This window comes from Streptomyces sp. enrichment culture (genome assembly GCF_964273255.1).
Lineage (GTDB): Bacteria > Actinomycetota > Actinomycetes > Streptomycetales > Streptomycetaceae > Streptomyces.
The window spans coordinates 1-26796 of the sequence record NZ_OZ186836.1 but is presented as its reverse complement, the minus strand read 5'-3'; the positions used below and the strand labels follow the sequence as shown (position 1 = coordinate 26796).

Below are 26796 nucleotides of genomic sequence, written 5' to 3'. Positions count from 1 at the left end.
CCTGAGCTTGGCGTTTAACCTCGCGGGTCACTCGTCCTGCTGACCTGCGGTTCTTCACGGGACAGCGGAGACGGCCGTTCTCCACGCTTCGAGATGTCGAGTCACAAAGCACGAGAGAACGGCCGCTGCCCATGAGTCTGCCTGCCGGCGTGCCCGTAATCGAGGCGTTGGGTCTGTCGTCCCGCTTTCGGGCCGAGTTCTACGAGTGTCTCTACAAGCGGGCGGACGCGCTCTTCGAGCTCACCGACGCGGTGTGCGCGGACGGGCCGGTGAAAACCCTGGTCGAGCTCTCCTTGGCGGTCGAGCACCGGCGCGGGCACGGTGCGCTGTACGCGGCCCTGGACCGTGGCTGACTGGAGCCGACACGGTTGCGCCGCACGCTGGCGGGCCTGCCCCTGCCGAAGGCAGCCGACGGGCGGATCGTGCTCGCCGTGGACGTGTCGCACTGGCTGCGACCCGACGCTCCCACCAGCGGCGACCAGCTCTTCTGTCATGTCTACGGACGCGGCGACCGCAGCTCGGACCAGTTGGTGCCCGGCTGGCCCTACTCCTTCGTCGCGGCCCTGGAGTCCGGCCGCACCTCCTCTCCTGGACGCGGTCCGCCTGGGCCCGGCCGACGACGCGACCACCGTCACAGCCGCCCAACTCCACGATGTCATCTATCGGTTGACGAGCACAGGTCACTGGAGACCGGGCGACCCGGACATCCTGATCGTGATGGACTCCGGCTACGACGTCGCCTACCTGACCAACGCTCTCGCCGGCCTGCCCGTCGTACTGGTCGGGCGCGTGCGCTCGGACCGGGTCATGCTCCGCGACCCCGGCCCCGCCCGGTCGGGCCCCCGGGGCGGGCGCCCCCGCCGGCATGGCGGCGTCCTCACGTCAAGAAGCCCGACAGCTGGCACGAGCCCGACACCACGACCGCCACGGACACCAGCCGCTACGGCACGGCCACCGCGACGGCCTGGGACCGCATGCACCCCCGGCTCACCCACCGCGGCCCCTGGCTGAACCACGCCAAGGAAGAACTCCCCGTCCTGCACGGCACGTTGATCCGCCCGAAGGTCGAGCGCCTGCCCGGCGACCGGGACCCGAAACTGGTCTGGCTGTGGTGCTCGGCCACCGCCGCCGCACCGGCGGACGTCGACCACTGGCGCAGTTTATGCACACCGAGCAAGGCGATGACGTGCACACCCGGAACGATTCCTGGAAGCCGACAGTGCGCAGCAAGGCACCGGTCGGTGGTGACCACAGCCCCGTCGCGGACCGTTGACGGTGGCGACCGCTCTGGCTTCTCGTTCACGACCTGGTCGTGGTGGACACCGTCGACCGGCCGTCCGTGGATCTGCGCGTCAGGGGCAGGACGGGTACGACGCGTCCGGGCCGATGGCCGCCCACCGGCCCGGACGCCCGCAGCGTCCTCCCGGCAGCGCACCGGGCCCTCCCCACGGCGGCGGCCTCCAGCGTGGCCCGGGCCTGTGCCTGGTCGTCCCGGCTCACCTCCGCGCCCCGGCGGGCGCAGCTCCACGACGGCCCCGGCGAGGATCGTCCCGCCCGACGAGGGGGCGTAGCCATTCCCGTCCGCCCGGCCCTGGTCCAGCAGCCACACGACGAACGCCACCAGGGCGCAGCGCGTGGCTTCCAGCTCGGGGAACTCCTGGTCGGCGCAGAACCGGGTCCAGACGCGCCACGCCTTCGCGTACGTGTCCGTTGGGTTCGCCGGGGTGAGGCGGCGCTGCACCTCGTCTGCGAAGTCCTCCGCGTCCGCGAGGCGCTGGGTGACCTCCACGCCGTGGCGCTGCGCCCACTGGACGACCAGGGCGGGCCGCTCGGAGCCGGGGGTGCCGACGCCGACCACCGGATCGGCGGCCGCCGGATCCAGTAGCGCCGGCCCCCCCGGCTCGGTGAGCTCGCCGTCTGGCACCGTCTTTTCCACGGTGGTCATCAGTTCCCGTCCTCTCGGGTGAGGTCGATTCCGAAGCCGACCTCGATGCTCGGGCCCCGGTCGTCGTGCAGGAGGTCGTGGATCTGCTGTTCCCGTATGTCGAAGACGCCGTCAGGAACAAGGTCCTCGCCATCCCAGTACCAGCGGGCCAGGCGGTCGGCGGCACCGGCAAACTTTGTCCGCGACACGCTCCCGCTCACCGTGAGGCTCTGGAAACCCGAGAACTCGGCGGCCGCGGCCTTCAAGGACTCCATCTGAGCCTGCACCGGCTGCAGCTGGGCCCTGGCCTCCGAGAGGATCTCCGCCATGCCCATGTGCTGCGGCGGCGGCATCCAGCCTTGACGGCTGACGATGACGCCGACGACGAGTTCCGGCGTGATGGCCAGCTCCGGTGTCTGCTCCGGCTCGAAGCACAGCCGCCACTCCCGCTCGTGCAGCCAGTCCGAGCTGCCGGGGTCGTAGCGCACCCGGCGGTTGCGCAGTCGCCTCGGCAGGGACTGCGTCTGGGCCATCTCTTCCTTGGAGAGGTAGAGCACGGGCCGGGCGCCGGCCCGGATGAGCTGTGCGCGGTCGAGCACCACTCCCCAGGGCGCGTACGCCCCGCGGCCCCCCACTCCGTCGCGGAGCATGGCGCGGCGGGCGGTCTCGGTGACCTCGCTGAAGCAGATCACCGGAGCGTCGGCCCAGTAGTCCCGTGCTCCGCGCAGCGCCCCGCCGTGCAGGATGCTCACCATGCGCTCCTCGGCGGTGCCCCGGGCGAAATCCGGCGGCTCGTCGCCCTGCCGCCGGGGCCGGCCGGTGAAGTGGACCAGTGTGTCCGGCAGATCGGGATGCGTGCTCACGTCTCGGTTTCCTCCCCGGTTCCGGCACCCGCGCTGACCTCTCGTCAGCGTCCCTTCCCTGGCGTCGGATAAGGAGGGGAGAGGTTATCGATGTGACTATCCACGCCGGTACCGTCTCCGTTATGACCACCGGATCCCGTCCGCGCTTCTCCGTCCGCGTCGGCCTCGCTGCCGCACCCGAACACGACGGACCGTTCGACGACGTGCCCGAGCACCTGCTCGCGCCGCTCCAGAGGTGGGTCCATCGCGCGCTCACCTACCAGGGGCGGGATGACGACAGCAAGGCCCAGCCGATCTGTCTGCGCCTGCGCATCCCCCCCCGTCAATGAACCGCTACGGTTCGCCGATTTACGTCAGACCGCTCGCGCAGAGCGTCGGTCCTCAGCTCCTGGATGTGGTGGACGAGATCCTCCGCTCCCGGGCCGCAAGCTCGTACGAGGCCGAAGCACTCGGCCGGATCCTCGACGACGCCGGGTCGGCCTACCGGGTCAACGAGGCTGCGGACGGGCTGGAGGAGCGGGTCACCCCGGCGGTGCGCGACGCGGTCCGCCAGACGATCGCCGACGCGGCGGCCGGGCCAGCCGCCGGATCGACCGCCGACCACCTCGCCGCGGCCTGGCAGGCGGCCTACGGGCGCGGTCCGGACCCAGAGCGCGCCTACAGCGAGGCCATCAAGGCGGTGGAATGCGCGGCGCACGCCGTCGTCCAGCCGAACAACGCCAAGGCCACCCTCGGCACCATGCTGGGCGAGATCAAGAATGCCCGGCACAATTTCAGCGCCGCGATCCCGTCCCCGGCCGGCGACCCGATTGCCCCGGCCGAGGCGATGATGCGCGCACTGTGGGAGGGGCAGACCTCGAGGCACGGGGCCCAGACCGCGACCGTGCCCGAGACCCTGGAAGCCGCCCGGTCCGGCGTTCACCTCGCCGCCGCCCTGGTGCAGTGGGTCGTATCCGGAGCCGTCGTCCGCACACCCTGAGGACGGTCGGCCGCCACCTGCAGATCCTCGGGCAGGCGGCGGAGCGCTGGCCGCGATGAACCCCGCCCGTACGATCATCGCACTAACCGCCGCCCTCTTGGCACCGGCCCCAATGCTCCTGCCCAGGGCATCCGCGCCGCACAGGCCGACCTTCTCGAGGCACTGCCCGGCGTCCGCCTCCCGGACCTCGGCGATCTGCGGACCCGCGGAGTGCTCGGAGCCACCACCCTCAATCCGCCAGCGGGGCAGGGGGGCGGACGCGGCCGTCCGAGAGCGGCTCACCCAAACGCGCGCACAGGGAGAGGGGCTGCAGTGCACTCGGGGCAGTGAGCCTTTTCCATCATCGGTCTGAGCTGGCCAAATGCAGGGTCAGGACGGCTTGGACGAGGCTCGTGATGCGGGTGGTCGAGCACCGCAGTTTGCGGAGGAGCCGCCAGGACTTGAGGGTGGCGACGGCCTGCTCGACCAGGGCTCGGATTTTTGCCTGAGACCGGTTGACGGCCTTCTGGCCTGTGGAGAGGTTCTCCCAACGTCCCCAGTACGGAACCCGGACCGTGCCCCCGGCGCCTCGGTATCCCTTGTCGGCCCAGCAGGTGATGCCGGCGTCCGTGAGAGCGGCGATGATGCCGTGTTCACGGGCGGTCCGGACATCGTGGACGGCTCCGGGCAGAGCCGGCGACGCCCACAGCAGCCGACCGGACGGATCGGCCAGGACCTGCAAGTTCATCCCGTGCTTCTTGTGCTTGCCGGAGTAGAAGGGGCGGTCCGCGGCGGTCCGGTCGATCGGCAGCAGGGTGCCGTCCAGCAGCACGAAAGCCTTCGTCGATGCCGTCCGGGCCGCCTCCGCGAGAGTCGGGGCGAGGGCGGCCAGGAGCTCGACGGCCTCGGCGACGTACCGGTAGGCCGTCGTGGTCCCGATGCCGAAACCGGCTGCGAGCTGGGCGTACGGGTGGCCGTTGCGAAGGTGGGCGAGCGTGAGCAGGGCCTGCCGGCCCGAGCTCAGACGCCGCCATCGGGTACCGAGCTCCCGGCGGAGCTGGGCGGACAGGAAGCGCAGGGCAGAACTGGACACGTCGACGCCCGACGGGTAGACAAGCACACGAAGCCTCTGGTGGAGACGGATTTCTTGGTCGAAAACCCATCTACCAGGGGCTTCACCTGCCTGTCAGCCCAACTGACTTGCCCAGTCGCCAGGTTGGAAAGGGCTCAGTACATGGTCTTGGAGCCGTCCAGTCGTTGCAGGCGCTCCAATTCCCAGTCCAGCCGGATTCGCCGCGCGCGCCCACAGGAGCGGCAGTGCACGGACCACGGACGGGTGCATCCCCGGAAGGCCTCAACAGGCGCGTACCTCAGATCCCGAACGAGTTGGATGGCCCCCCACTCGTGAACGTGTGCAGACATCGCTAGGTCGGCTTGCAGTCGGACATATTCACCGCCACTCCGCCCACCGATCTGCCCCGCCAGGTCCTCCTTGAGCCGAGTGGCCGCCCGTTGCCATGCCCGCACCAGCGGGCCGTGGCGCTCCGCAGGGATGCCGCAGCCGATCAGGAAGGCTTGCATTGAGACAGGGAGGGCCGTGTCTTGCGGGTAGCGATGCGCTGCGCAGTCGAGTGCGGTAAGCCACCGAACTGTTCCCTGGTCAATTCGGCTCGCCGTTCCATGAGCCGGTACGGAGGGCTCCCCTTCCTTTCACGTAGATCGGCCAGGAAGGCTCCCAAGTCGGAGTAGTTGTAGACCTGCTCGACTCCCGGGACGTCCCGGGGACCACGCCGGCCGAAGCGCTCGCTGCGGGCGGCCAGCCACAACGTCCGGACCTTAAGGGTGGCGAGGCCGCAGCCTCGCGTGAATTCCTCCACCACTTCCCAGGATGAGACGCGCTTGCCGTCAGCAGCACGCTGGAGAGTGGTGGGGTGATACCGGGTCAGGTCCGCCAACTCCCGGTAGCCCAGGCCTCGGCGGGCTAGGCCGTTTCTTTCGGATCACCTCGTCGACCAGATGAAGATGGCGGCGAGGTGCAGTCCGGCTAGGTAAATGGTGGCCGTCTTGTCGTAGCGGGTGGCCAGGCCGCGCCATTGCTTGAGCTTGTTGATGCACCGCTCGACGGTGTTGCGCTGCTTGTAGGTCTCGCGGTCGAAGGCCGGGGGACGGCCCCCGAGCCGACCACGTCGCTTGCGGTTCGCAGCCTGGTCCGCCGGCTGCGGGATCACCGCTCGGATCTTCCGCTGTCGAAGATGGAGGCGGATCGCCCGGGACGAATACGCCTTGTCGGCCAGGACCACGTCTGGCGTGACCCTGGGGCGGCCGATCCGTCTGGGCACCCGTAACCGGGCCATGACCTGCTCGAAGGCGGGTGCGTCACCTGCTTGACCCGGCGTGATGACGAACGCCAGCGGTCGGCAACCGCCGTCCGCGACGAGGTGGATCTTCGTGGTCAGTCCGCCGCGGGACCGTCCGAGGGCATGGTCAGCCGGCTCGCCGGCCGGGGCCCCTTTTGACGGGCCCCGGCGGCGTGCTGGTGTGCGCGCACGACAGTGGAGTCGACTGCGACGACCCAGTCGAGGTCGCCTTCGGCGTCGGCCTGGGCGAGCAGGGCGGTGAAGACCTTCTCCCAAGTGCCGTCGGCGGCCCACTTCCGCAGCCGGTTGTACGCGCCCTTCCACGACCCGAACTGCTCGGGCAGGTCCATCCACGGGGTGCCGGTGCGGTACTTGAACGCGATCGCGTCGATCACCTGCCGGTGATCACGCCACCGACCACCGCGCCGAGGGGTCCGGTCCGGCAACAACGGCTCGATGCGGGCCCACTGGGCGTCAGTCAACGACACACCCAGACCAACGATCCGATGATCTGAAAGAAACGGCCTAGCCCGTCGCGCAGGTGGCTGAGCGAGTCGTCCGACGGCGCTCTTCGGGTTCGGGATCGGGTTCGCGGGACGTGCCACGGGCCCACTCTTCCCATCAGCACGCGGCCGGCGCTCGCAAGGCCAAGCCGCGGGTCCCGAAAAAAGGACGACGCCCCGGCACGACCGCCCCGACGAGGGACTCGGACGGTCCCGGGGCGGCCTGACCTGCAAGATCCACCTCGCCGGCGAAGGCGGCTGCCGCCCCATGTCCCTTCTGCTCACGCCGGGACAGTGGGGCGACGCACTCCAGATGATCGAGGTCCTGGACCGGATCCGAGTTCCGCGGCCACGGGGCGGAAGGCCCCGGACCCGGCCGGACCACGTCAGCGGCGACAAGGCATACAGCTCTCGCCAGTGCTTCTCGCCCGCAGTGGCGAGGGTGTCGATCAGGCGGGAGACCGTCGGGTCGGAGGCGGCCGGTCCGAACAGGGCCGGCTCGGCCGGCAGCATCGCGATGTCGGCAAGGCAGTCCCCGCCGAGCGCGACCGCCAGCGCCACGTCCAGGAGGATCTTGCCCGGGTTGTGGACGGACCGCGGCTTCCGCTAGGGGTTGTCGTCAAATGTCACGTCCACATCAGCAGCGATGCGAGGGTGACGGCTGCTTGGTAGGACTCGGCGGTCTTGTCGTAGCGGGTCGCGATACCGCGCCACTGCTTCAGGCGGTTGAAGCACCGTTCCACCACGTTGCGCCGCTTGTAGAGCTGCTTGTCGAAGACTGGCGGGCGCCCTCCTCGGCTGCCACGCCGGAGCCGGTTGCGGACCTGGTCGGATCGCTCGGGGATGGTGTGACTGATGCCCCGGCGTCGCAGCCAGGTCCGGATGGCCCTGGAGCTGTAGCCCTTGTCGCCCAGTACGTGGGCGGGCCGCACGCGGGGCCGTCCCGGTCCGATGCGGGGCACCCGGATCTCCTCCATCACGGCCGTGAACTGGGTGCAGTCGTTGGTGTTCCCACCCGTGACCGTGAAGGCGAGCGGGCGGCCAAAGGCGTCGCAGGCCAGGTGAATCTTGCTGGTCAGGCCACCCCGGGAGCGTCCGAGGCCGGGGCTGCGGAGCCCCCTTTTCGGGCTCCGGCGGCGTGCTGGTGGGCCCGCACGACCGTGGAGTCGACCGACACCAGCCAGTCGATGTCCCCGGCCGCATCCGCCCGTGCCTGGGCGGCACGGAGCATCCGCTCGAAGGTGCCGTCCAGGGCCCAGCGGCGGAAGCGGGTGTGCAGCGTGTGCCACGGACCGTACCGCTCGGGCACATCCCGCCAAGCGGTGCCGGTCCGGAACTTCCATACGATCCCGTTGAGCACGGTGCGGTCGTCCAACCGCTTCCGCCCCCGCAAGGACTCGGGCAGCAGCGGCCGGACGAAGTCCCACTCAGCATCGGACAGTTCATGGCGACGTATCACCCCACCATGATCCACTACTCAAGATCATTTGAAGACACGACCTAGGGGCAAGCGCTGTGGATTTGGCCTGGTCAAGGCCGGTCTTGCGGACAGTTTCGACCAGCAGGATGGAACCGGCCTGCGAGACCACAGACCACGGCCCGGACAAGGACATGGGGATAGGACCCGATAGGCTGCTTCGCCTGGGAAGTGCCTCCGACAGGGGCGGGAACAAGGACCTCAGCAATCCTCATTCTCGCTGGTCAGAGGCACGTTCTGCCTTCCTGGTCACGTGCCGGACAGCCTGCTTCATGAAAGCGCGAGGCTCAGCTCGACTTCACCCCACCAGCGAACGGACTCCCCTCCATGACCAACGGCCTTACCTGGATAGGCGCCCACGCCCACACCGCCACGCCCGTCCCTGGAATGCTCGGTGGCATCTCCCTCACCCTCGCTCGAGGCATCGACCCTGACGAGTTCCTCATCAACCTCGGGGCCGACCTCGAGCAGCTCGCCGCCCGCACCCCGTTGGCCGAACTGCGTAACCAGTCCACCCCGCCCGGCCACGACCCCACCCGCTACGCCTACGCGATGTACGGCAGCGAGGGTGAGTGGACGTACGTGCTGGAGAACGACCACGCCGCGACCTGGGCAACCGGCTTCCGCCGTGTCCCCTCGATGAGGCCCGGCCCGGGTGAAGAGATCCTGTGCGCCAGCCGGAACCTGTACAGCCCTCCCGCCGCGATCCTGCACGTCGAAGGCGACGAGGTGATACGGCGCGCAGAGTTCGGCACCACCACCGGCCAAGAGTCGGCGTTGGACGCGGCGCTCACCGCCGCCGGTGCCGTCTTCCCCTCCATCCCCGACGCCACCGCCGACGAGGTGACCGCCTACTACGAACAGCACGGCGCGCGCCTGCCCACCCTGGTGTTCACCGCGCTGGGCGCGTACACGGGGCTGAGTATCGACCAGGATGCCGCCCGGGCCGGGAATCTCCCCGCCGTCCACCTCCTCGCTCCTTGAGCCGCACACCCCAGCGCCAACACGTTTCGGCCCCACCCTGACCGTCAGGTGGGGCCGAAGCATGTTGGCGCTGGGGTGTTACTGCGCGACGAGTTCGCAGATCACGGGCTGACCGCCGCCGACACCGTAACGGCAGGTGCCGCCGTCATCCATGCGCGTGTCCAGCCAGTACGCATCCTTGTCGTTGATACGCATCTGCTTCATGAAGTTCGCGAAGTGGCCGCCCATGGATTCCTGGTTGTGCATGCCCGAGATCGCCGCCCGGCCGCACACCTCGTTGAACGTGGGGTCAGCCCCGTTCTGCGAGAACAGGTGGATCATGCTGTCGTGCATCTTCGCGTACATCGAAATGCAAGCATCCCCGCTGGGGGTGGTCTTCCCCGGCGGGATCGCCGGGTTGATGCCGCCCTCGGTGGACGACATGCCGCCGCTGTTGTATACCAGGGCACCGACGCGGGCAAGAAGGAGCTCGCCAAGGACGTATCCGCCATGGCGAACACGGTCGGCGGCATGGTCGTCATCGGCGTCGACGACGGCAAAAAGGACCACGCACACGCCCTGGCCCCCTCCGAGCCGGTCCCGGGCCGCGGCGAGGAGTGGATCCGCTCGGTACTCGCCAACTGGATCCAGCCCGTCGTCCCCAACGTGGGCGTGCGACCGGTGAAGTCCACTGCCCACGAAGGCAAGATCCACTGGGTCCTCACCGTGCTCCCGAGCCCCCAAGCCCCGCACGCCGTCGCGGCTCCGGGCAACGACTGCAACTTCCGCGTGCACGTCCGGCACGGCACGACGACCCGCACCCTCGCCGAATCCGAGATCGCCCAGCGATACCGTGACCGCTTCCAGGCAGCCTCCGACGACGTCGACCGCCTGCGACAAGTCACCGACGCAGGCCGTCGCTACCTGTCGGACTATCTGACCAAGACCGTGGACGGCGGCAGCGTCCCGGTGGCCTACTACCCGGGCTGGGTCAGCCTTGCCGCAGTTCCGGCCGTACGCGGAACCTATCCGTTGACCACCCGGGCCGATCGCGACGCTGCCTTCAACCGCTTCCACGACCTCGCCTGTCACGCAGTGACGCTCAACGCCCGGCCCCGCCACCCCCCGCTGGTAGGCCGTCGGCAAGTCCGCTTCGAGGGCCTCCCCACCGGCCAACTCCATCAAGACGGCAGCTTCTACACCGCACAGACCATCAGCCTCCACAACGATCAGCGCGACGCCGACGGACCCCAACAGATGTCCCAGCGGACATTCGAACTCGACCTCGTCACCCTGGTGCAAGCAGCCGCGGCGTGGGCGGCAGAGACCGGAGCGGCCGGCGACCTGATGCTGTCAGCCGCACTGCACCGCTACGACGGCAGCGACAAGCTCGTCCGACTGGTCGTGACCGAGAGCGCCTTCCAACGCGGCCCGGCCCTACCGTTCCCCACCGTTCCCGCGCAGACCACGGGTGATCTCGCCGCCATCGTCACCGACAAGCGGGAAGCAGTTGCCGTGGCGTGTGCTCTCGCCTCGGACCTGCTGGCCGACATGGGAGCCCACCAGCCGCACATCCTGACCCCTGAAGGAGACATCCTGACGGACCGACTCAACGAAGGACTCCGCCACCAGCTCACAGGCTGGGAGTCGTAGCACTGCTGGATCGAAGCCCTTCAGGATAGTGAAGGGCCCTGGGGCCCCGGTGGGCTCCAGGTGGCCCTCCTCCGTGTCCTGCACCCTCGACGGCGGGCAGCTGTGCGGCAGTCATGCTCAGCGGAGCAGGATCTCCAGGAGTTGGTCGAAGAAGCCGTCGACCACAGACAGTGCGGCCGCAGTGTTGGGGAGTTCAGCCCCTCCGAACCGGTACACCTCGTAACCAGCAAGCCTGAGGCGGCGATCCTCCGCGACCATCTTCGCGTACGTTCTCGGACTCGTCAGGCGTCTGGGGTGAGGTTCGCCGACCTGGTACTTCTCCTCTGTCCCGTAGTGAGTATCGCCATCGATCTCCACCACGACCCTCACTCTGTTCGGCAGCAGCAGCAGAAAGTCCATGCGCTCACGGGCCAACACGCTGTCGCCGTCGCGCTGCCGCCTCGTGTATGGGTCGTAATGCAGGTATACCTGAGGCAGCAGCGCGGGTTGCGCCAAGCCATCCGGCCGGTTGATACGTGCGCAGTACGCCTCGAAGAAGCGGTGCTCGGGCGGTGATTCCCTGCTCAGCGAGGCTTTGAACCGGGCGTACAGGAGACGACAGACCTCAGCGTCGTCCTTCCCGGCCGTAGCCTCGGGCTCCGTCTCCCGCCACCAGTCGATCATGTCCAGCCATCGCAGCCCCTCCGACGGGAGCGGCCGGTCGTAAACCAGCCAGCCGTCCGCGTTCCCTCCCGCGAGTTGCACCGTGTTGTCCACGCTGTTGGAAAGGACCAGGTCCGCTTTCGGTGTGGTGCCTGCGAAGATCAGGTTCCGGAACCTGCCGTCCGCGCCCCGCGGCCCCAAGGTGCGGAGCATTTCGTCCAGCGCGGTGCTGCCGACCTGCCTCACGACTCTGACCGCGAGGTCGATCAGCGCGGGTCCGTCCACGTCCTCCATGCACGCCCTTACGTACCCGCCCTTGCTGACGCTGCCCAGGCTGTCCGGCGACTCAGGGTGGGGAATCCCCAGGCGTCGGCACACGCCGGGCAGGGTCGATCCCGTCTCATGCCCCACTAGCTCGCTGATGATCGTCTTCCGTAGATCTTCTGGTCGTACAGCGTCCCCCACAAGCGCCCCCTCTTTGTCGCATCAGTCGGTAGGAGAGTCGTCATAGTCCCAGCTCCTCCTGCCGCTCACAGACCGTCTCGAGTAAGCCAGTTAAGTTCCCCCGCGGCTAGACTGCGGCCATGTCAAGCGAGTGGGAGGCGGGGGCCACGCCGTGGCTGCGCCGCCATCAGCCCGACGCCGGATACGGCAGCGAACCCAACCCCATCCAATGCGCTCTTTGTGGCGAGCGGACCCTGAAGCGGTCCGCGACCGACCATGACGAGGACACGGGACGTCTCGAGCTGTATTGCGACAACGGGCGCTGCGACGCTCGGGAGATGGTCCTGCTGGTGAAGCGGGACGGGGCACACTCTGGCCTGCGTGCCGATGTGCGGGCGCTGCGCCTGGTCGACGAGGGCACGTTGGATGTCCATGCCGCCTACCCGCCGGAGATGCGGTCGTACTCGTTGTCGGAGATGGCGAAGGTGTCGGAGGGGGTAGTGGAGCGCAGGATGCGGAGGCCTTCGCCGTCTGAGGAGTGATCCGCGTTGTCGGTGGGTCCGGCTACCGTTGGGGCAGTTGGACTGCCATGAGCCGCATGGGGCGGCTTACCAGCGCCCGGTGGTCCCTGTGGGGAGGAGGCCACATGGCCCGTAACCCGAAGTTCAAGATGAGTGCCGCCCACCGCCGGCGGCTGGAACGCCACGTCCAGGGCGAGGTGCAGCGGAAGGTTGCCCCAACGTGAATGCGCAGTTGCGGGCCGACGTGCTGCGGATGCTGAACAGCATGTGCGCGGAGTTCTCTGGCCGCCCGGTGGACGAGGTGAAGCCGGAACTGGTGAAGCGGTACGCGCTGGTGACGGGCGGCGGGGCGATCACGGATCCGGAGCTGACGCGGTACGCGGACGAGATCGCCCAGGGTGGTTCGTTCCAGTAGCCTGCACGGCGAGGCCCCGGCCAATGATTCTGGCCGGGCGTCGGCTACCCGGGGATCATTTCCGGGACAACTCTTACATCCGGCTGGACTGCTTCACCGAACCTGCCCCGTAGTTCGCCGGGGAGTGCCCCAAGATCTGAGGGCTTACACGCACACCAGTGTGATGCCCCATCCCAGGCCCCCGGGCGTCGCACCTCAGTGCGTGTAGGTGCCTGGGCACGATACCGCTGGCCCGGACAGTGAGGGCCCCCGCGGCCGCCCGGCCTAAGCGGGGACATCTGGACACTGCCCGACGGCCGCAACGTCCTGATCATCAGCCTGACCGGGCTCGAAGAGGCCTACGGCGCCGTCCTGGCCCTCGTGCTCCACGACAGCGGCCGCTACCCCGACACCGCCATGTCCGTCGTCATCGGCGACCCGCTGCCCTGCACGGCCGTCGCCGTCAACATCGTCCAGCTGCGCACCGAACGGTTCGACGGCGCCAAACTCATCGGCCCTGTCGACTCCGTAGCTATGGCCCGCGTCGACGCCGCCCTGCGCGCCGTCCAGGACCTCTGACCCGGCTCGCTGCGCCCGTGCTGGCGTGGGACCCGCTAACCCGGGACAGTGCGAGAGCGGTGGGTCATTCCCGGTCGAGCGGCGGCATTTTCGGCCGAAGTCTGCGCAGCGTGCATATCGGCCCCTCGTGCAGCTCATGGATGTCGGGGTGAAACTGCCACTGACTTCTCCTGTTCAGCGCCTGGCCGGGGCCGGGGCGATGGTTGCCGTCCTGATGCTGACCGGCTGCACCCAGTCCCCGGCGGGGCATGACGAGCGGCTGAGCAAGGCCGCGGGCCTGGCGCGGGTGACCATCGTGTGCCCGAAGGGCTTGTGGGAGGAGACCAAGCCGCCGAAGGGCGCCAACGAGGTTAAGGCCAAGGTGTCGGAGGTCGCTTCCGGCCCTCGCTCGGGCCGCGGGCTGGTGAAGGTGACCATGACCGGCACCGACCTCGTCTCCTATCTCAAGGAGCTGGACTCCAACGCTCACCCCTCGAAGTGGAACGGCGAGATGGACAACACCGCTGCCTCCCGCCGTGTCTACGATGCCGTCGCCCCGGCCATCGACAAGATCGAAGCAGCCACCAGCCCGGACGACCCGGAACCGCAGATCGTCATCGACGACACCATCAAGGACAAGAAGTAGCGGCAGTCGCCGCACGTTCGCGGGTTGGTCCGGCACGGCGTCCGGCCCGCGCGCCCGCCGGAAATCGTCTGTCAGCGCCCGACCCCCCCCCCGCTCACACTGAGAGATCGTTCGATTACAACGGGGAAGGTGAGGGGTCGTGTCGACGAAGTCCACGCCCGGAGACGGGCAGCACGGCAAGGGCAGCAAGGGCGTGGTGGGAGGTGAGCCGCAGCGCGGTGCGGTCGCCTTTGTGAGAGACCTGGTCCGGGGCGTGCGGGTCCTGCGGCGCCGGTGAGCCTGCTGCCGCTGTTCGAGGACGGGGCCGGCCGGAGGTCAGCCGACCCGCTGGCGCTGGCCAGCCCCGTTGCCCGCGTGGACCTGGAAGCCCTCGCGTTGCTGCTGGCGCCGCCCGCGCTGCTGGGAGAGTTCATCCCCGCGCCCCGTGGCAGGGCGTCCAGCGGGCCCCGGCGGATGTCCCGGAGCCGGTGCCCGGCCCGCTGCCGCAAGCGTTCGCCGGCGCGGTGGAAGACCTGACCCGGCACACGGACGTGATCGGCGTGCTGGTCTCCGGCGCCTGGACTCCCTCGCCGTCCTGGTGCACGCACTCCGCGCGGCCCGCGGACGACGGGTCATCGCCCTGACCACCGACCTGACGGATGACACCGGCACGGGCGCCGCCTCGGTGGTGCGCCGCCTGCTGGCCGGCCTGGACCTGCGCGCGGACCTGGTGGTCCTCGACCCGGCCCGGCACCGCGCACAGCCGCTCTGGTCGGCCGCCGGGCCCCGGCTGGACGCGCTGCCGGAGGTCAACGCCGCCGCCGCGCTGCGCGCCCGGCAGCTGGACTGCCAGGTGCTGCTGTCCGGGGACGGGGCGGATGAACTGCTGGGGGTGCCGCGGTATGCGACCGGCGAGGTCGCCGCGCGCCGGGGTGTGCGCGCCGCGATGCGGTATGCGGCCGACGTCGCCGCTTCCGGTCCCGGCCTGCCCGGGGAACTGGCGGGCACGGCGGCCCGCCTGCTGCCGCGCGGTCTTCGTGCGCGGGCGTACTGGGCGGCGAACTGGCCCGCCTGGTGTACCCCGGTGGCACCGGCGGTACTGGCCGAACCGTACCGGTCGGCGGCCACCGCCTGGTCCCGCACCTGGGTGCAGCAGCAGATCGCCGCACACGCGGCGGCCGGCCCGTCGTGGGCCCAGGCCGACGCACGGGACGCCGTCTTCCCCCGGGGAGGTGATCCCGCCCGCCGGGACGGTCCCGGAGGCCTAGCCGCTGTCACCGTCGGCGGACTCGGTGTGAAGCTGGCCCAGGCACCCGCCGCCGCATCGGCCAAGTCGGACAAGACCAAGTCCAAGGGCAAGCCCAAGGCGAAGGCCAGCGGCACGGCCGAGGAAGTGGCGCTCCGCGTCCACTCCCGCCCGGCGGCAAAGAAGGCGGGCGTCAACGGCGTCCTGCTCACCGTCGACCCGGCCAAGGCAGACACAGCAGACAGCGACGGGCTCCGTGTCTCCCTCGACTACTCCACCTTCAGCGACGCCTACGGCGGCAACTTCGGCCCCCGCCTGCGCCTGGTGACCCTCCCCGCCTGCGCGCTGACCACTCCGCAGAAGAAGTCCTGCCGCACCAAGTCCCCCATAAAGGGTGCGGACAACAATGCAGAGTCCCAGACCCTGACGGGCACCCTCTCCGCCGGCGCCCTGAAGGCGGGTGCGCCGGTGCTGCTGGCGGCAGCGGCCGAGAGCTCGGGCGGCGGCGGCGACTACGGCGCTACCCCGCTGTCCCCGACCGCGACCTGGGAAGCCGGCGGCAGCACGGGCGACTTCACCTGGAACTACCCGCTGCGGGTGCCCCCGGCGACAGCCGGCCCGGCCCCGAACCTGTCGATCTCCTACAACTCCGCCTCGGTGGACGGCCGCACGGCCGGCGAGAACAACCAGACGTCGATGGTCGGCGAAGGCTTTTCGATCACCGAGTCCTACATCGAGCGCAAATACGCCTCCTGCAAGGACGACGGCCAGTCCGGCAAGGGCGACCTGTGCTGGAAGTACGCCAACGCCACCCTGGTCCTCAACGGCAAAGCCGCAGAGCTGGTCAACACCTGCGCCGACAAGAACGCCTGTGACAGCGCCGCTCTGTCCGAGGCATCCGGCGGCAGCTGGAAACTGAAGAACGAGGACGGCACGCGCGTCGAGCACCTCACCGGCGCCACCGGCAACGGCGACAACAACGGCGAGTACTGGAAAGTGACCGACGCCTCCGGCATCCAGTACTTCTTCGGCAAGCACCGGATGCCCGGCTGGAGCGACAAGGGCACCACCGACACCGCCGACGACGACCCTTCCACCTACTCCACCTGGAACGTCCCGGTCTTCGGCGACGACTCCGGCGAGCCGTGCCACAAGTCCACCGGCTTCGCCGACTCCTCCTGCAACCAGGCCTGGCGCTGGAACCTCGACTACGTCGTCGACCCCCACGGCAACGCCAGCACCTACTGGTACAGCAAGGAGACGAACTACTACTCCAAGAACGGCGACACCACGGTCAACGGCACCGCCTACACCCGCGGCGGCTACCTCAACCGGATCGACTACGGTCTGCGCAGCGACCTGATCTACTCCAAGCCCGCTGCCCAGCAGGTCCGCTTCGTCTACGGACAGCGCTGCATCGTCTCGGGCGGCTGCTCCAGCCTCACCGAGGACACCAAGGCCAACTGGCCCGACGTCCCCTACGACATGATCTGCGCGGCCAACACCAAGTGCACCACGCAGATCGGCCCTGGTCTTGGGGGTACACGAAAACGTACACGCAAAATTTCACGTACCAGAAGGATGGCGGTGGTGTCGGAACCGGCACTATGACGGTCACGGTCAAGATCGCCAACGGTGTAACCACGGCGAAGGTCGTGTTCAAGAAGGGCCCGGACCCCGAGCCCAAGCGGGATGACGGCCACTGCAATGCCTGCTGGGCCATGGGAACGAACCCCCACTACGACCCGAACGCCAACGACATACCAGACCCGGGCAAGCTCGCCACCTGGCAGAAGGTCACGCTGGGTCTCCTCGCAGGTGCAGCACTTCTTGTGGCTGCCGCCCCGGTAGCCGTCGTCGCGGCGGAGGGGTGCCTGGCCACAGCGCCGGTATGCGCCGCGAACATCTCAGAGATAGTGACAGGAGGCGCCTCTGGTGGAAGCGCGCTTGTCGGCGGGGCTGCAGTCGGTGTCGGTGGTTATAGCGCCGCCCGCTCTACTATCTTGGGCGGCAAGTACTACACCCCCGAAACAGGCCTCAAAATCCTCATTAACCCGGGCGGAGGAAAGACGAATTGCCGCGCGTGCGTGATATCGCTCGACCAACTCATGGCCAAGGGGGCTCACTCGAACGCCATCCCCACGCTCGAGCGTGGCTCCCTGAAGCCGATCGAAGAGTTCTACGGTAGAAAGTTCCGAGGTAGAAGCTTCTCGAATATAGTGAATGACATCCAGAAGGCGGGCCCTGGGGCGCGAGGTATCGTGTACGGACTCGACTCCGAAGGTGGCCACGTGTTCAATGTGGTCAACATCGAAGGCAGGGTGACATTTCTGGACGGGCAAACTGGGAACGCAAGCCATGCCCCCACATGGGATGGCTATCAATTCATGAGGACGAACTGATGATTTCCGAAGCAGAGGGCCGCTCGCTTGCGGAAAGGCTGCTGCAAGCAAGCCGAAGGCCTGGTGAACCTGAATTGGCGATTGATTGGAGCGCTGCTCGCGTGAAGGATGGGATTCTTATCGCTCCATACAACTCGTCTCGATTCTTGGCCACCAGGAATGTCGAGGATCAATTGCTAGACTGCTGGCCAATTCTGGTGGACCTCTCCTCCGGCGAGGCCAGGTTCGGAGAGTTGGAGGAGCGGGCCTTCTGGAGCAGCCTTAGCCTCACACCTAGGCCCTCCTAGTCTCTGATGCGCCCGGTGAGGACTGTCCTAAGGCAGACCATCACCGGGCGCACGGGTATTTCTGCCCGTCACGCGTTGTCGAGTTCCTTTATCCCCAGCGAGGCCTGCTTGTACCAGCAGCAGGTCTGGCGGCGCGCTAGGTCCTACTTAAAGCCCGAGTAATAACCGTCCGGGTTCGGCTCCCGTTCCAGCGAATACCTACTTGCCTATTCCCTGATGGCCGAGGCGCCGGTAGTAGATCAGGGCACCGGCGATGCCGACGAACGTGAGGAAGTGGCCGGCCTTGCGCTCGTAGCGGCGGTGCAAGCGACGGCACCCGTTCAGCCAGGACATCGTTCGCTCGACCACCCAGTGGCGTCGGCCCAGGCCTGACTCTGCCCTGGAGCTCAGGCCTCGTGGAAGGGCACGTCAACCGGATCAAGATGCTCAAGCGCCAGATGTTCGGCCGCGCGGACTTCACCAACCTACGGAAGCGCGCCCACAGACGGGAAGAACTCGATGGCCGCGGCGGCGACGCGTGTGCAAGCCTTCCCCCTTCCAGATGTCGACGGAGAAGACCTTGATGACCAGCGACGACGCCCTCGATCAGTTCAGACACATCGCGCGTGAGAGGGCATTTGGCAGGCATGTCGGGTCGGACAGGCTCATCCAGGCAGGTCTGGACGCGCTGATAGCTGGGGTCGAGAGCCCGTCCCTGGCGATGCTGGCTGGACTTCTCCGGAGCGAAGAGCCCGAAGCGCCCGAGCTCTTCGACCAAGTACTGGAGGAGCTGGGACTGCTCTTCCACCCGCCGGAGGACCCCCGGGCCGCAAAGTGGGCGATGGCCTACTGGATCGCCGGTCAGATCGCCGACGGATCCCTGGATCCCGCCGCCGGCACTCACCTCATCTGCGCAGACATCGCCTATGACCTCGGCTACCCCAAGGAGCTGCAACCCCTTGTGCACTGCGCGCACAACCTGCACGGCTGGGAGGAGAGCTGGGGAGTCTCCGTCGAGGAACTCAACGGAGAAGCGGTCGAGGCAGCAAAGCAGTTCCTGAGCAAGAGGTCTGTAGCCGAGGCGGGAGACTGACCCGAGGTTCGTGTGTGCTCGTCATCGGGATCGGTAACCGTGAGGTGACCCGCTCACCCAACGTGGCCGCACCAGAACCTGGGCCAGAACCCGTTCTCACAGACAAAGCCGGAATGCGCCCAACCCAGGCCGACACCCCGCCACTCGGCGTGCATCTCCATGCGCGTGACAACGCCCGGAGGGAAGACCCAGCGTGCGCCCCCGCCCTCATCAGCCGTGGTCGAGGCCCGACAGGCTGCCAGCCCAGCCGCCACCGTTTCCGGAGCCGACGCGTCAACCGCCCCTACTCGCTCAACCCTTCCTCGTCGACGAAGCCCGGATGTTTCTCATCAGCGCTCTTCGCCAGATGCAACGGCGCGGGCAGGTTGGTCCGCCCGTCCCACATGGCGGCCTGCTCCGAGATCCGCGCGGCAAGACCGACCAACTGCTCCTCCCGCCAGCCACCCTGCTGAGCAACCACGTACTCGGTGCGGGTCATGGCGTGGAAAGGAGCCCCCATCTGGGCCAGTTGCCCACCGGGCAGGGTCCGCCGCGTGTACTGGGTGCCGGTGCGCTGCCCGCCGGCGTGCTGGCGGGACTGCCCGGCAAACAGCCAGGACACCACGTCCCCGTGATCGTGACGGTAGAGGATCTTCTCCGGCATGACCGGCTGCAGCGGGTTGGCCGGCCGCTTGCCCCCGCCGCCGGTGCGCCGTGACGGCTGGGGCGTGCCCTGCCCGTTGCCGACCCTGACGACCGCCACATCCCATCCCTGCGCGATCAGACTCTGCCCGGGAACAGCGCCATCCCCGAGCCGGTCGTTGCACAGCCCGGGCCAGATCCGCTCACGCTCCTCGGCGAAGACGATGATCGGATACCGGCCACCGAGCGCGGCCAGCGCCCGGTCCACATAGGCGCGCACATTGTCCGGCCCACCACTGTCCTCCCGCAGATGGTGCCCCTTCTTCCCGATGGGACCGGCATGATGCAGAGCCCGTGCCTGGGCCAGCGGGAGCCAGCCCTGATCGCTGTACATGAGGGTGGGCCAGTACGCGTCCTCACCCGGCGGGATCCGCATCGCGACCAGCGTGACAGCCAGCACGGCCGGCCTGCGGGGGCGGCCGGGACGTTCGCCGTAGCGGTGGTAGCGGGTCCACAGCCCCACCACCACGGCCTCCCGGTGAAGGGCGGTGTCACGCGCGTTGCGGTGGAAGGCGGTGGCCGCCAGGCGGTTGTCGATGATGCCGGAGTCGCAGTGCAGGCTGCCGAGCGCGATCTGCACCGCATGGTCGTCCTTGTAGGCGACCTCCGGCTCCGGCAGACCCGCCTTACGGGCCCTGGCCCGCTCGATCTTCTCGGGTGTGTTCAGCCGGTAGGGATCGCCCGGATCGGAGTCCATGGTGATGAACTGAGAGGGAATGCCACGCTCGGCGAAGAGCACTTTCAGCGCGTGCTTGGCGTCCGCCACCCCCGCCTCCTTCTCCTGCTCGGTCAGGTAGCGCGTCTCGCACAGGGCGGTGACCAGCGCCCGCCCCGCACCGGGCTTGAACCACGGCAGGGTGTTCAGGATCAGGCTGCGGTCATGACTGCCGTGGCGCACCAGCTCGGGCAGCCGCACCGCCACCAGCTCATACCCGGCCGCCAGGACCACCGGCTGCTCGTCGGGCAGATCGGCCAGGTCGGGCCGCGCGTAGTCGCGGGCCAGCTGCCCCATCACCCGCCTGCGCCAGTCGGCCGACTCATACAGCACGACGGTGCGCACCGCATCGAGGCGGGCGCCGGCCATGGCGCCGGCCATCTTGCCGGCCGGCACGTAGGGCGGCAGGCTCCCGCCCGGCTTGCTGATCTTGATGGGTGTCCCGGTGTAGACGACGGGCTCCTGACCGAGGACGCGTGTGGCGTGTTCCTCGAGCCGGGCGTGGAACATCGCCCCGGCGCCCTTGTCGATCGGGTGCTTGCCCGTGCGGTGCACCCCGCGCACCTCTGTCAGTTCGTCCAGCCCCGTCAGGGGCGGCTGGGGCAGCCGGCCGACGCCGCAGGCCTCGACGATCTGTGCCGTCGCCCCGCGGTAGGTGACGGCCGCGGGCTGCATGAACCCGTCCGGGCCCTTCTCCCACCGGGTGGTGATCGGGGCCTTGAGGATGATGTCGGGGTTGACGGGATGACGCAGCAGAACGTTGCGGATGCCCTTGTAGTGGGTGGCGACGCGCGAGATCCGCGCCGACAGATGCGCGATGAGCGTCGTGCCGCCGGGGGCGGGTTCGACCTCGATGTGGATGCGTTCCATGGCGTAGCCGGCGATGCGCCGGCGTTTGCCGCTCTCCTCGTCGATCCACGTCCGCTCGTGGACCAGCGGGGCCTGCCAGGCCAGCAGGTCACCCTCACTGTCGAGGTGGAAACGCAGCGCAGGCAGGGTCTCGTCGAGGGGGAGCGGCTGAGCGGCGAGCATGCCCGCCAGCCGCCACCCGGCCACCCGAAACGCCCAGCGGGGACCGGTGACCCGCCCCACGGCATCGCGGTGCAGCAGCGAACTGAGCGGCTGGGGTCCGTCGTCGGACAGCTGCAGCAGGGCAGTGAGGGTGTCGCGGCCGTCATGCCCGTCCAGCCGCGTCTCCCACTCCCGCATCAGGGTGCGCACCACGGCCTCGTCCACCGCCTTGGGCGTGACGATCACGCTCCGACCGGCCCACCGGCCGGTCCTGGCAGGCCGGTCGGGGTTGGTGAACACCAGCCGCTCACCGGTCACCGCGCGCGCCGCCGTCTGCAGGGACGCGATCGGCGGCACGGCGTCCCTGCCCCGCGGCCTGGGCAGCCGCCGCCACGCCGACGCGAGCGCCTCGTCCTGCGGATAGACATGCACCGTGCCCAGCAGCCGGTCATCCAGCGGGAAGGACAGGGTGAACAGGCGGCCCCGGTCGTCACTCACCATTCGCCCCACTCCTCATCCTCAACCTCGTTCTCGTATCCGGCGGCGGAGTGCTCCGCCAGCCCCAGCAGGGCGCCGCTCATGGTGGTGCCATAGACGGCGTCGATCAGCGACATGTGGCCCTCGTCCTGCCATTTCCCCCGCAGCTGCCCAAGGAGAGCGGGAAGGGTGGAGTCGGCGGCGGTGCGGGTGAAGGCGGCGTCCAGCAGCCGCAGCCGCCCCGGGTCCCCACCGCGGCGGGTACGCCCGCCCAGCTGGATCAACCGGGTCAGGATCTCCGCGACGACGGCGAGTTTGACGTCCTTACCCAGCGACTTGAAATAACCCTGGCCGCTGCGGATGTCGTCGAAGATCTGGCCCGCCGCGATCCGCAGCCGCTCCAGCTCTGCCGCAGGATCCGGACCAGGCCGCCTCCGGCGGTAGGCGAGGGAGTTGACCAGGGACAGCAGCACCGGGGGATCTTCCATCACCGGGACGGGCCGGTTGACCAGGCAGGCCACATGCAGCAAAGACCGCCCGTCACGGTCGACGATGTTCAGGCCACGCTCGACCCGCGCCATGGGGGCGATCAGGTACCGGCACCGGCCGCGGCCCACGGCATGGGGGAACTGCTCGAGCCGGTTGCTGGGGATGGGCACCCAGCCGGGCGGCATCCGCTCCAGCGCCGCCATCTCCTGCGGCCGCACCGCCACACAGATCTCACCCGCCGCCACCCCCGCGTCGATCATGCCGCGCGCGAGCGCCGGACCGGCGTTGTAGGCGGTCGGCGCAAGCAGCGCATACGCCCGGTGCGCGGTCGCCAGATCCGCGGCCACCGCATCGAGCTGCGCGGGAAGATCCCGGCCGACACTGCGCCCCATGGCCGTATAGGCGCGCTCCCGGCTCAACCCCTCGGTGCCCGACACCACGATGCCCGCCCCGTCGTCCTGGCCGGCCTGCAGCTCGACGGTGAGGCTTCCGTTGACGTCGTCCGGCACATACCAGGTCGGCTCCGGCAGAAGGTGATGACGCGGCGCGTACGGCATGAACGCCGTCGCCGACATCCCGATCACCGCCCGGCGGGTGCCGGTATGAGCGAGCGCGGTCACCTCGCCCAGATAGGCCAGGTGAGCGTGCGGATCCCCGACATACGACTTCAACCGCAGCGCCGTCTGATGCCGGTCGGCCGGGTCGAACGTCTCGGAGAACGCGAACAGCGCACGCCCCAAAGGGCCGTACGGGGCAGCACGCCACGGCACGTGCGAGGCCAGCGCGTCCACGAGACCGTTACCGGCGGAGATCCCCGCCCCCTGCAGCGGCGCCGCGACCCCGACGATGCGGTGCAGGATGCTGCGCATCTCCTCCAGATACGCCCGCCGGGCCGCCAGCAGCGCCAGGGAAGACAGCCGCTTCTCGTCCGTCTCACCGGTGACCGCCGAGAACGCTTCCCCGATGCGCTTGAGAGTGGCGTGGGTAAGCCGGTCCGACCCGCCGGCCAGATCCGTGACCGGGTAGCCGGTCCGACAGCAGCTCCCTCAGCTCCGCCAGCCCCTCGACCTCACCGGCGAACTCCAGCGGCCCCTCCCGCTTGTAGAGCTGGTTGACCGCCTGCATCTGCTGCGCGGTGGGCCGCTCACCCGCCTCCAGCTTGAAAATCCGGGAAGCGAACATCCCGTCCCAGCGGCGCGGAACGACCATGCTGCGCCGTTCCCGGTCAGGATGGATGACCCCGCCGACGAGATGGGACACATAAGACTCGGCCAGCCACACCAGGTGGTTGATCAGCGGCCGCAGATGCTGTTCGAGACTCATCGGCAACCGGTGGCAGTGCCGCCGGAACTGACTGTCAAGATCACGCACCGGAGTGTGCTCCGCACCGTCCTGGGCCAGCAGCACCTGACGGGCCGCCCGGTCGAACGCCTGAGCCTGCAGCGCATCGGCCTCGTCGATGATCACCAGGTGGCTGCGGTGCAGCAGCAGCTGCTCGGTGGTCATGCGCCGTCCCGGAGCGGGCCGACCCGCCACCGGCGCATGGATGTGCCCGGTGAGGAAGTTCGCATGGTTGGTGACCAGGATGTCCGCCGACGCCGCGGCCCGGTGGTGGCGGAACTTCCCACAGCCGCCGCGCCACGGGCAGGCCATAACCTTGTCGGATGCGGGCCCATTGGGTTTGAGCTGGTCGCACGGCTCCTGGCCCGGCGTCCAGGCATCCACCGCATCGGAGGAGGTGGTGGCGTGCCCGGTCAGAGCACAGCTGTAGGACATCTCCCGGTACACCCAGGTCCTGAAGTCCGCGTCGTCGTGCGGGTTGCCGGCCGTCTGCTCGGCCAGCTCCTGCATGGAGGCGGGGGAGACGACCGGCGCGACCTGTGCGGAGATCTTCAGGTCGTCCAGGTCCTGCTGCAGCCGGTACACCGTGGCCAGGACTTGCGCATTCTGCGGAACGACCAGCGAGATCACCCGGCCCGTCTCGGCGCCCCACACCGCAACGAGTTCACTCAGGACGTTCTTGCCCATGCCGGTGGGGGCGTGGAAGACCCGCAGCGGCCCGGCCTGAACCCGCAGGAGCTCGCCCACCTCCAGACCGTCGCGGCCGCGGGCGTGCCGCCGGACGTCCGCGACCGCCCTGCGCCGGTAGTCCTGCCCGCGCAGCCGATCGAGCCGGCCCGCGATCTCGTCCAGGTCGGCGAAGGGGATCACCACCTCGTCCGCGACCGGTGCCTCGCCCAGCTCCTGCACCACGCTGGCAGCTGCAGGCCCCTGGTAGTCGAGGTCGTAGAAGACATCCACCACCCGGCCCGACGGGCTGAGCGGATCCCTGATCCGCAAGTCACTGACGTAGGAGCCGGGCGGCGCAGGCTTGGGCAGCAACTGCCCCTTGGCCGCATTGTCCTCGAGCTCGTCCAGCAAGGCATCGATGAGGGCTTCGTCATCCCCGACGGGCAGAACCAGCACCTGCTCTTCCCCGTCGGCCGGGGCGAACTCGACCGCCTCACCCTTGTCCAGGACCGCTGCCGCCTCCGTGACAAACACCGAGTGGGAAGCCAGGACCGCCGGCCGCTGCCGCAGCATCCGCGTGATCCGCACCTGATCCCGCACGGCCAGAGCGGGCCAGCCGTCCCACAGATGCATCTGCCCCGTGGCCAGGAAGTGCGCATCAGCAAGATCCACCACACGCCGCCATGTCGCCTGCTCCTGCGGAGCCCGGTTGGGGAACACCCGCGCGGCCAGCAGGATCGCCGCACGCAGCGTCAGCGGCACACTGACGGAATACCTCGCGTTCTTCGGCGACGTCATGTGCCCATCCCCTTCAGCCGCTTCGTCACAGCCGCCTTGAAACGGCTGACCGTGAACACGCTGTAGCGCTGCCCGTCGGCAGTCCGCAGCGCATCAAGCCCGGACTGCAGCTGATTCACCTGGCTACGCCGATAGTTGGGAACGACCACCGTCTCCCCTGCAGGCGGCCGGTCGATGATCGTCTGCGCGTCCTGGTGATCCTTGACGTCCACCCGCCAGCGATGCCCGTCCGCCAGGTAGACGCCGACATCCCACTCGTCCAGATTCTCCCAGCGCTCGACCCGCACCCCCTCCTGCTTCTCCAGCCACTGCATCAGGCCCACCTCACTCAGCCCAGGACAGGTGATGTACCGCCACACCCCCCAGTCCAGGCACAACACGCCATCCGCCGGCTCCGCAGCCGCCAACCGGCCCCGCCCACCGGTCAGTACGGGCGGCCCGCCCCGCCTGCCACTACCCGCGACGAGACCGAACCGGCTCTGATGCGGCGGATACTCACACCGCAACTGCCCACCCCGCAGCACCATCGGATACCGGCACTGCGGACACGGCCACAACCACGACGACGCCCCCACCCACACCCGGTCTGAGGGAACAGGCCGATACACATCCATCCGCGCCGCGCCACGGCGCGAGTACTCCTCGACCAACGCCCGCTCCGTGCCATAAGGCACCTCGGTCAGCATCGTCCGCGCCGCCACATAGCCGGCCTGCCCGCCAGAGCGGATGTGCCGAAACACAGCCCGCTCCGTCTGCTCAGCCGTCTGCCGAACCCACGCCGGAAGCCACGCCCCACCGAGATCGAAATATCCGTCGTCCCCATACAGGGCCTCCAGATAGTTCATCCCCGCATCGAAGGCCTCCTCCGTCAGCTCACCCTTGTCCGTCAGGACAATCAAATCCCCCATCGCCGAAGGAAGTTCGTCCCAGGACAGAGGCACCCAATCCCGCAGGCGGACCGGCAGCAAGTCGATCATCTCGGCAGGCGTCGAAGGACCGGCCCCCACGGGCAGACTCGACAAAAGCACCCCGTGCATACGGGACAACTCCCGCCACGCACGAGGCTCCTCAACCCGGTTGATCCACGCCGCACCCGCCCGCAGGGCAGCAGTAATGATCCTCCGAGCGGCAACATGCTGACTAACAGGCACAGCTCCTCACCCCTCCACGCCCCACCAGTGGTATTCGGGGCCATTCCAGACGGGCCAACAACTTCCGGAACATACACGCCCGGTCCGACAACGCCCCCGAAAACCAACGAAGATGGGCCCCGCGACAGCGGGGCACCACAAGGATCCAGACATGCCGGCAGCATCCTGCAGGGCCACCACCAGCCCCGGCCTCAACCCGTTCCGCTGGCCCGTCAGGGCCAGGCCCCACAGCCCCGGCACACCAAGGGGGAGGGGAGAGCAATCGGATAACTGTCTAACGAACCCATACGACATCACGGCGCCGCAAGGCGCCGACACGTGCCAACCCTGCCCGCCAGGGCAGGGAATCCCAACCACTCGAGCCCACCGTCTTCAACCGTCATGCCGCCAGGCATGACACCAGGACATGCGACAGCGGGGCCGCCAGGCCCCACCCTGCACCTGTTGGCCCGTCAGGGCCAACCCAGCCAACAAACCAGTCATGCCGCCAGGCATGACGATGCGTCACCTTACGGGCCGTCAGGCCCGTAGTTGGCCGTCAGGCCAACTTAAGAGCCGACAGGCCCTCCGCCCCC

The 26796-nt window shown here is 68.8% G+C and carries 23 protein-coding genes and 6 pseudogenes; 15 read left to right on the top strand and 14 right to left on the bottom strand.

Annotated features, from left to right (window positions below):
* The first annotated feature begins 131 nt into the window (after positions 1-131).
* Positions 132-1571, top strand: a pseudogene (locus tag ACSU53_RS30375) (transposase).
* Positions 1572-1944: 373 nt separating this feature from the next.
* On the opposite strand, the gene ACSU53_RS30370 reads toward ACSU53_RS30375, so the two are convergent.
* A complete protein-coding gene (locus ACSU53_RS30370; protein WP_437033519.1) occupies positions 1945-2787 on the bottom strand; it encodes a hypothetical protein in 843 nt (280 codons plus the stop codon).
* 122 nt (positions 2788-2909) lie between these two features.
* On the opposite strand from ACSU53_RS30370, the gene ACSU53_RS30365 reads away from it, so the two are divergent.
* On the top strand, positions 2910-3116 hold the full coding sequence (locus tag ACSU53_RS30365) for a hypothetical protein (RefSeq protein ID WP_437033518.1): 207 nt from the start codon (positions 2910-2912) through the stop codon (positions 3114-3116).
* A gap of 65 nt (positions 3117-3181) precedes the next feature.
* Positions 3182-3766: a hypothetical protein gene (locus tag ACSU53_RS30360; RefSeq protein WP_437033517.1), complete on the top strand. Its 585-nt coding sequence runs from the start codon at positions 3182-3184 to the stop codon at positions 3764-3766.
* A 340-nt stretch (positions 3767-4106) separates the two neighbouring features.
* Here ACSU53_RS30360 and ACSU53_RS30355 read toward each other — a convergent pair whose 3' ends face one another.
* From ACSU53_RS30355 to ACSU53_RS30345, 3 genes are all read right to left on the bottom strand, one after another.
* Complete coding sequence (locus ACSU53_RS30355) at positions 4107-4865, bottom strand: IS5 family transposase (protein WP_437033516.1); 759 nt, start codon at positions 4863-4865, stop codon at positions 4107-4109.
* Positions 4866-5310: 445 nt separating this feature from the next.
* On the bottom strand, positions 5311-5715 hold the full coding sequence (locus ACSU53_RS30350; RefSeq protein WP_437033539.1) for a hypothetical protein: 405 nt from the start codon (positions 5713-5715) through the stop codon (positions 5311-5313).
* Between the two features lie 30 nt (positions 5716-5745).
* Positions 5746-6605, bottom strand: a protein-coding gene (locus ACSU53_RS30345; RefSeq protein ID WP_437032984.1) for an IS5 family transposase whose coding sequence is annotated in 2 segments (ribosomal slippage) — positions 5746-6260 and positions 6260-6605 — 861 coding nt in all. Because the reading frame shifts where the segments join, the coding sequence is not laid out codon by codon here.
* Positions 6606-6718: 113 nt separating this feature from the next.
* On the opposite strand from ACSU53_RS30345, the pseudogene ACSU53_RS30340 reads away from it, so the two are divergent.
* A pseudogene (locus ACSU53_RS30340) lies at positions 6719-7023 on the top strand (IS5/IS1182 family transposase); the annotation flags it as partial.
* Between the two features lie 2 nt (positions 7024-7025).
* Here ACSU53_RS30340 and ACSU53_RS30335 read toward each other — a convergent pair.
* The 3 pseudogenes from ACSU53_RS30335 to ACSU53_RS30325 all read right to left on the bottom strand — a co-directional run.
* A pseudogene (locus tag ACSU53_RS30335) lies at positions 7026-7211 on the bottom strand (IS1380 family transposase); the annotation flags it as partial.
* Between the two features lie 20 nt (positions 7212-7231).
* A pseudogene (locus ACSU53_RS30330) lies at positions 7232-8061 on the bottom strand (IS5 family transposase).
* Positions 8062-8107: 46 nt separating this feature from the next.
* Positions 8108-8297 (bottom strand): annotated as a pseudogene (locus ACSU53_RS30325) (hypothetical protein); the annotation flags it as partial.
* Between the two features lie 112 nt (positions 8298-8409).
* Between ACSU53_RS30325 and ACSU53_RS30320 the strand changes: the two are divergent.
* Positions 8410-9066, top strand: coding sequence for a hypothetical protein (locus ACSU53_RS30320; RefSeq protein WP_437033515.1), 657 nt, complete (start codon positions 8410-8412; stop codon positions 9064-9066).
* Between the two features lie 78 nt (positions 9067-9144).
* On the opposite strand, the gene ACSU53_RS30315 is transcribed toward ACSU53_RS30320, so the two are convergent.
* Entirely contained in the window at positions 9145-9489 is a 345-nt protein-coding gene (locus ACSU53_RS30315) for a hypothetical protein (RefSeq protein ID WP_437033514.1), read from the bottom strand.
* Between the two features lie 66 nt (positions 9490-9555).
* Between ACSU53_RS30315 and ACSU53_RS30310 the strand changes: the two genes are divergently transcribed.
* Positions 9556-10698 (top strand): AlbA family DNA-binding domain-containing protein, encoded by a 1143-nt coding sequence (locus ACSU53_RS30310; protein ID WP_437033513.1) that lies wholly within the window; start codon positions 9556-9558, stop codon positions 10696-10698.
* 117 nt (positions 10699-10815) lie between these two features.
* Here ACSU53_RS30310 and ACSU53_RS30305 read toward each other — a convergent pair whose 3' ends face one another.
* Complete coding sequence (locus tag ACSU53_RS30305) at positions 10816-11634, bottom strand: hypothetical protein (RefSeq protein WP_437033512.1); 819 nt, start codon at positions 11632-11634, stop codon at positions 10816-10818.
* A gap of 290 nt (positions 11635-11924) precedes the next feature.
* Between ACSU53_RS30305 and ACSU53_RS30300 the strand changes: the two genes are divergently transcribed.
* From ACSU53_RS30300 to ACSU53_RS30265, 8 genes are all read left to right on the top strand, one after another.
* Entirely contained in the window at positions 11925-12326 is a 402-nt protein-coding gene (locus ACSU53_RS30300; protein ID WP_437033511.1) for a hypothetical protein, read from the top strand.
* Positions 12327-12525: 199 nt separating this feature from the next.
* A complete protein-coding gene (locus ACSU53_RS30295) occupies positions 12526-12720 on the top strand; it encodes a hypothetical protein (protein ID WP_437033509.1) in 195 nt (64 codons plus the stop codon).
* Positions 12721-13080: 360 nt separating this feature from the next.
* Positions 13081-13278, top strand: a complete 198-nt coding sequence (locus ACSU53_RS30290) for a hypothetical protein (RefSeq protein WP_437033508.1) — start codon at positions 13081-13083, stop codon at positions 13276-13278.
* Between the two features lie 148 nt (positions 13279-13426).
* Entirely contained in the window at positions 13427-13903 is a 477-nt protein-coding gene (locus ACSU53_RS30285; RefSeq protein WP_437033507.1) for a hypothetical protein, read from the top strand.
* A 139-nt stretch (positions 13904-14042) separates the two neighbouring features.
* Positions 14043-14180, top strand: coding sequence for a hypothetical protein (locus ACSU53_RS30280; protein WP_437033506.1), 138 nt, complete (start codon positions 14043-14045; stop codon positions 14178-14180).
* On the top strand, positions 14177-14419 hold the full coding sequence (locus ACSU53_RS30275) for a hypothetical protein (protein WP_437033505.1): 243 nt from the start codon (positions 14177-14179) through the stop codon (positions 14417-14419). Before ACSU53_RS30280 ends, ACSU53_RS30275 begins: the two co-directional genes overlap by 4 nt.
* Positions 14420-14480: 61 nt before the next feature.
* Complete coding sequence (locus ACSU53_RS30270; protein ID WP_437033504.1) at positions 14481-16739, top strand: hypothetical protein; 2259 nt, start codon at positions 14481-14483, stop codon at positions 16737-16739.
* Positions 16736-17530 carry a toxin glutamine deamidase domain-containing protein gene (locus ACSU53_RS30265; RefSeq protein WP_437033503.1) on the top strand — a complete coding sequence of 265 codons (795 nt, stop codon included), beginning with the start codon at positions 16736-16738 and terminating at the stop codon, positions 17528-17530. The genes ACSU53_RS30270 and ACSU53_RS30265 overlap by 4 nt, the downstream gene beginning before the upstream one ends.
* Before the next feature lie 485 nt (positions 17531-18015).
* Here the strand turns inward: ACSU53_RS30265 and ACSU53_RS30260 are convergent.
* Positions 18016-18183, bottom strand: a pseudogene (locus ACSU53_RS30260) (transposase); the annotation flags it as partial.
* A gap of 196 nt (positions 18184-18379) precedes the next feature.
* Between ACSU53_RS30260 and ACSU53_RS30255 the strand changes: the two are divergent.
* A complete protein-coding gene (locus tag ACSU53_RS30255; RefSeq protein WP_437033502.1) occupies positions 18380-18889 on the top strand; it encodes a hypothetical protein in 510 nt (169 codons plus the stop codon).
* 283 nt (positions 18890-19172) lie between these two features.
* Here ACSU53_RS30255 and ACSU53_RS30250 read toward each other — a convergent pair whose 3' ends face one another.
* From ACSU53_RS30250 to ACSU53_RS30235, 4 genes are all read right to left on the bottom strand, one after another.
* Positions 19173-21797 (bottom strand): RNaseH domain-containing protein, encoded by a 2625-nt coding sequence (locus ACSU53_RS30250; protein ID WP_437033501.1) that lies wholly within the window; start codon positions 21795-21797, stop codon positions 19173-19175.
* Positions 21791-23131 (bottom strand): hypothetical protein, encoded by a 1341-nt coding sequence (locus tag ACSU53_RS30245; RefSeq protein ID WP_437033500.1) that lies wholly within the window; start codon positions 23129-23131, stop codon positions 21791-21793. Before ACSU53_RS30245 ends, ACSU53_RS30250 begins: the two co-directional genes overlap by 7 nt.
* A 64-nt stretch (positions 23132-23195) precedes the next feature.
* The gene (locus ACSU53_RS30240) at positions 23196-25070 is read right to left on the bottom strand and encodes a hypothetical protein (RefSeq protein WP_437033499.1); all 1875 of its coding nucleotides are present in this window, start codon (positions 25068-25070) and stop codon (positions 23196-23198) included.
* Positions 25067-26221: a hypothetical protein gene (locus tag ACSU53_RS30235; protein ID WP_437033498.1), complete on the bottom strand. Its 1155-nt coding sequence runs from the start codon at positions 26219-26221 to the stop codon at positions 25067-25069. Before ACSU53_RS30235 ends, ACSU53_RS30240 begins: the two co-directional genes overlap by 4 nt.
* Positions 26222-26796: the final 575 nt, after the last annotated feature.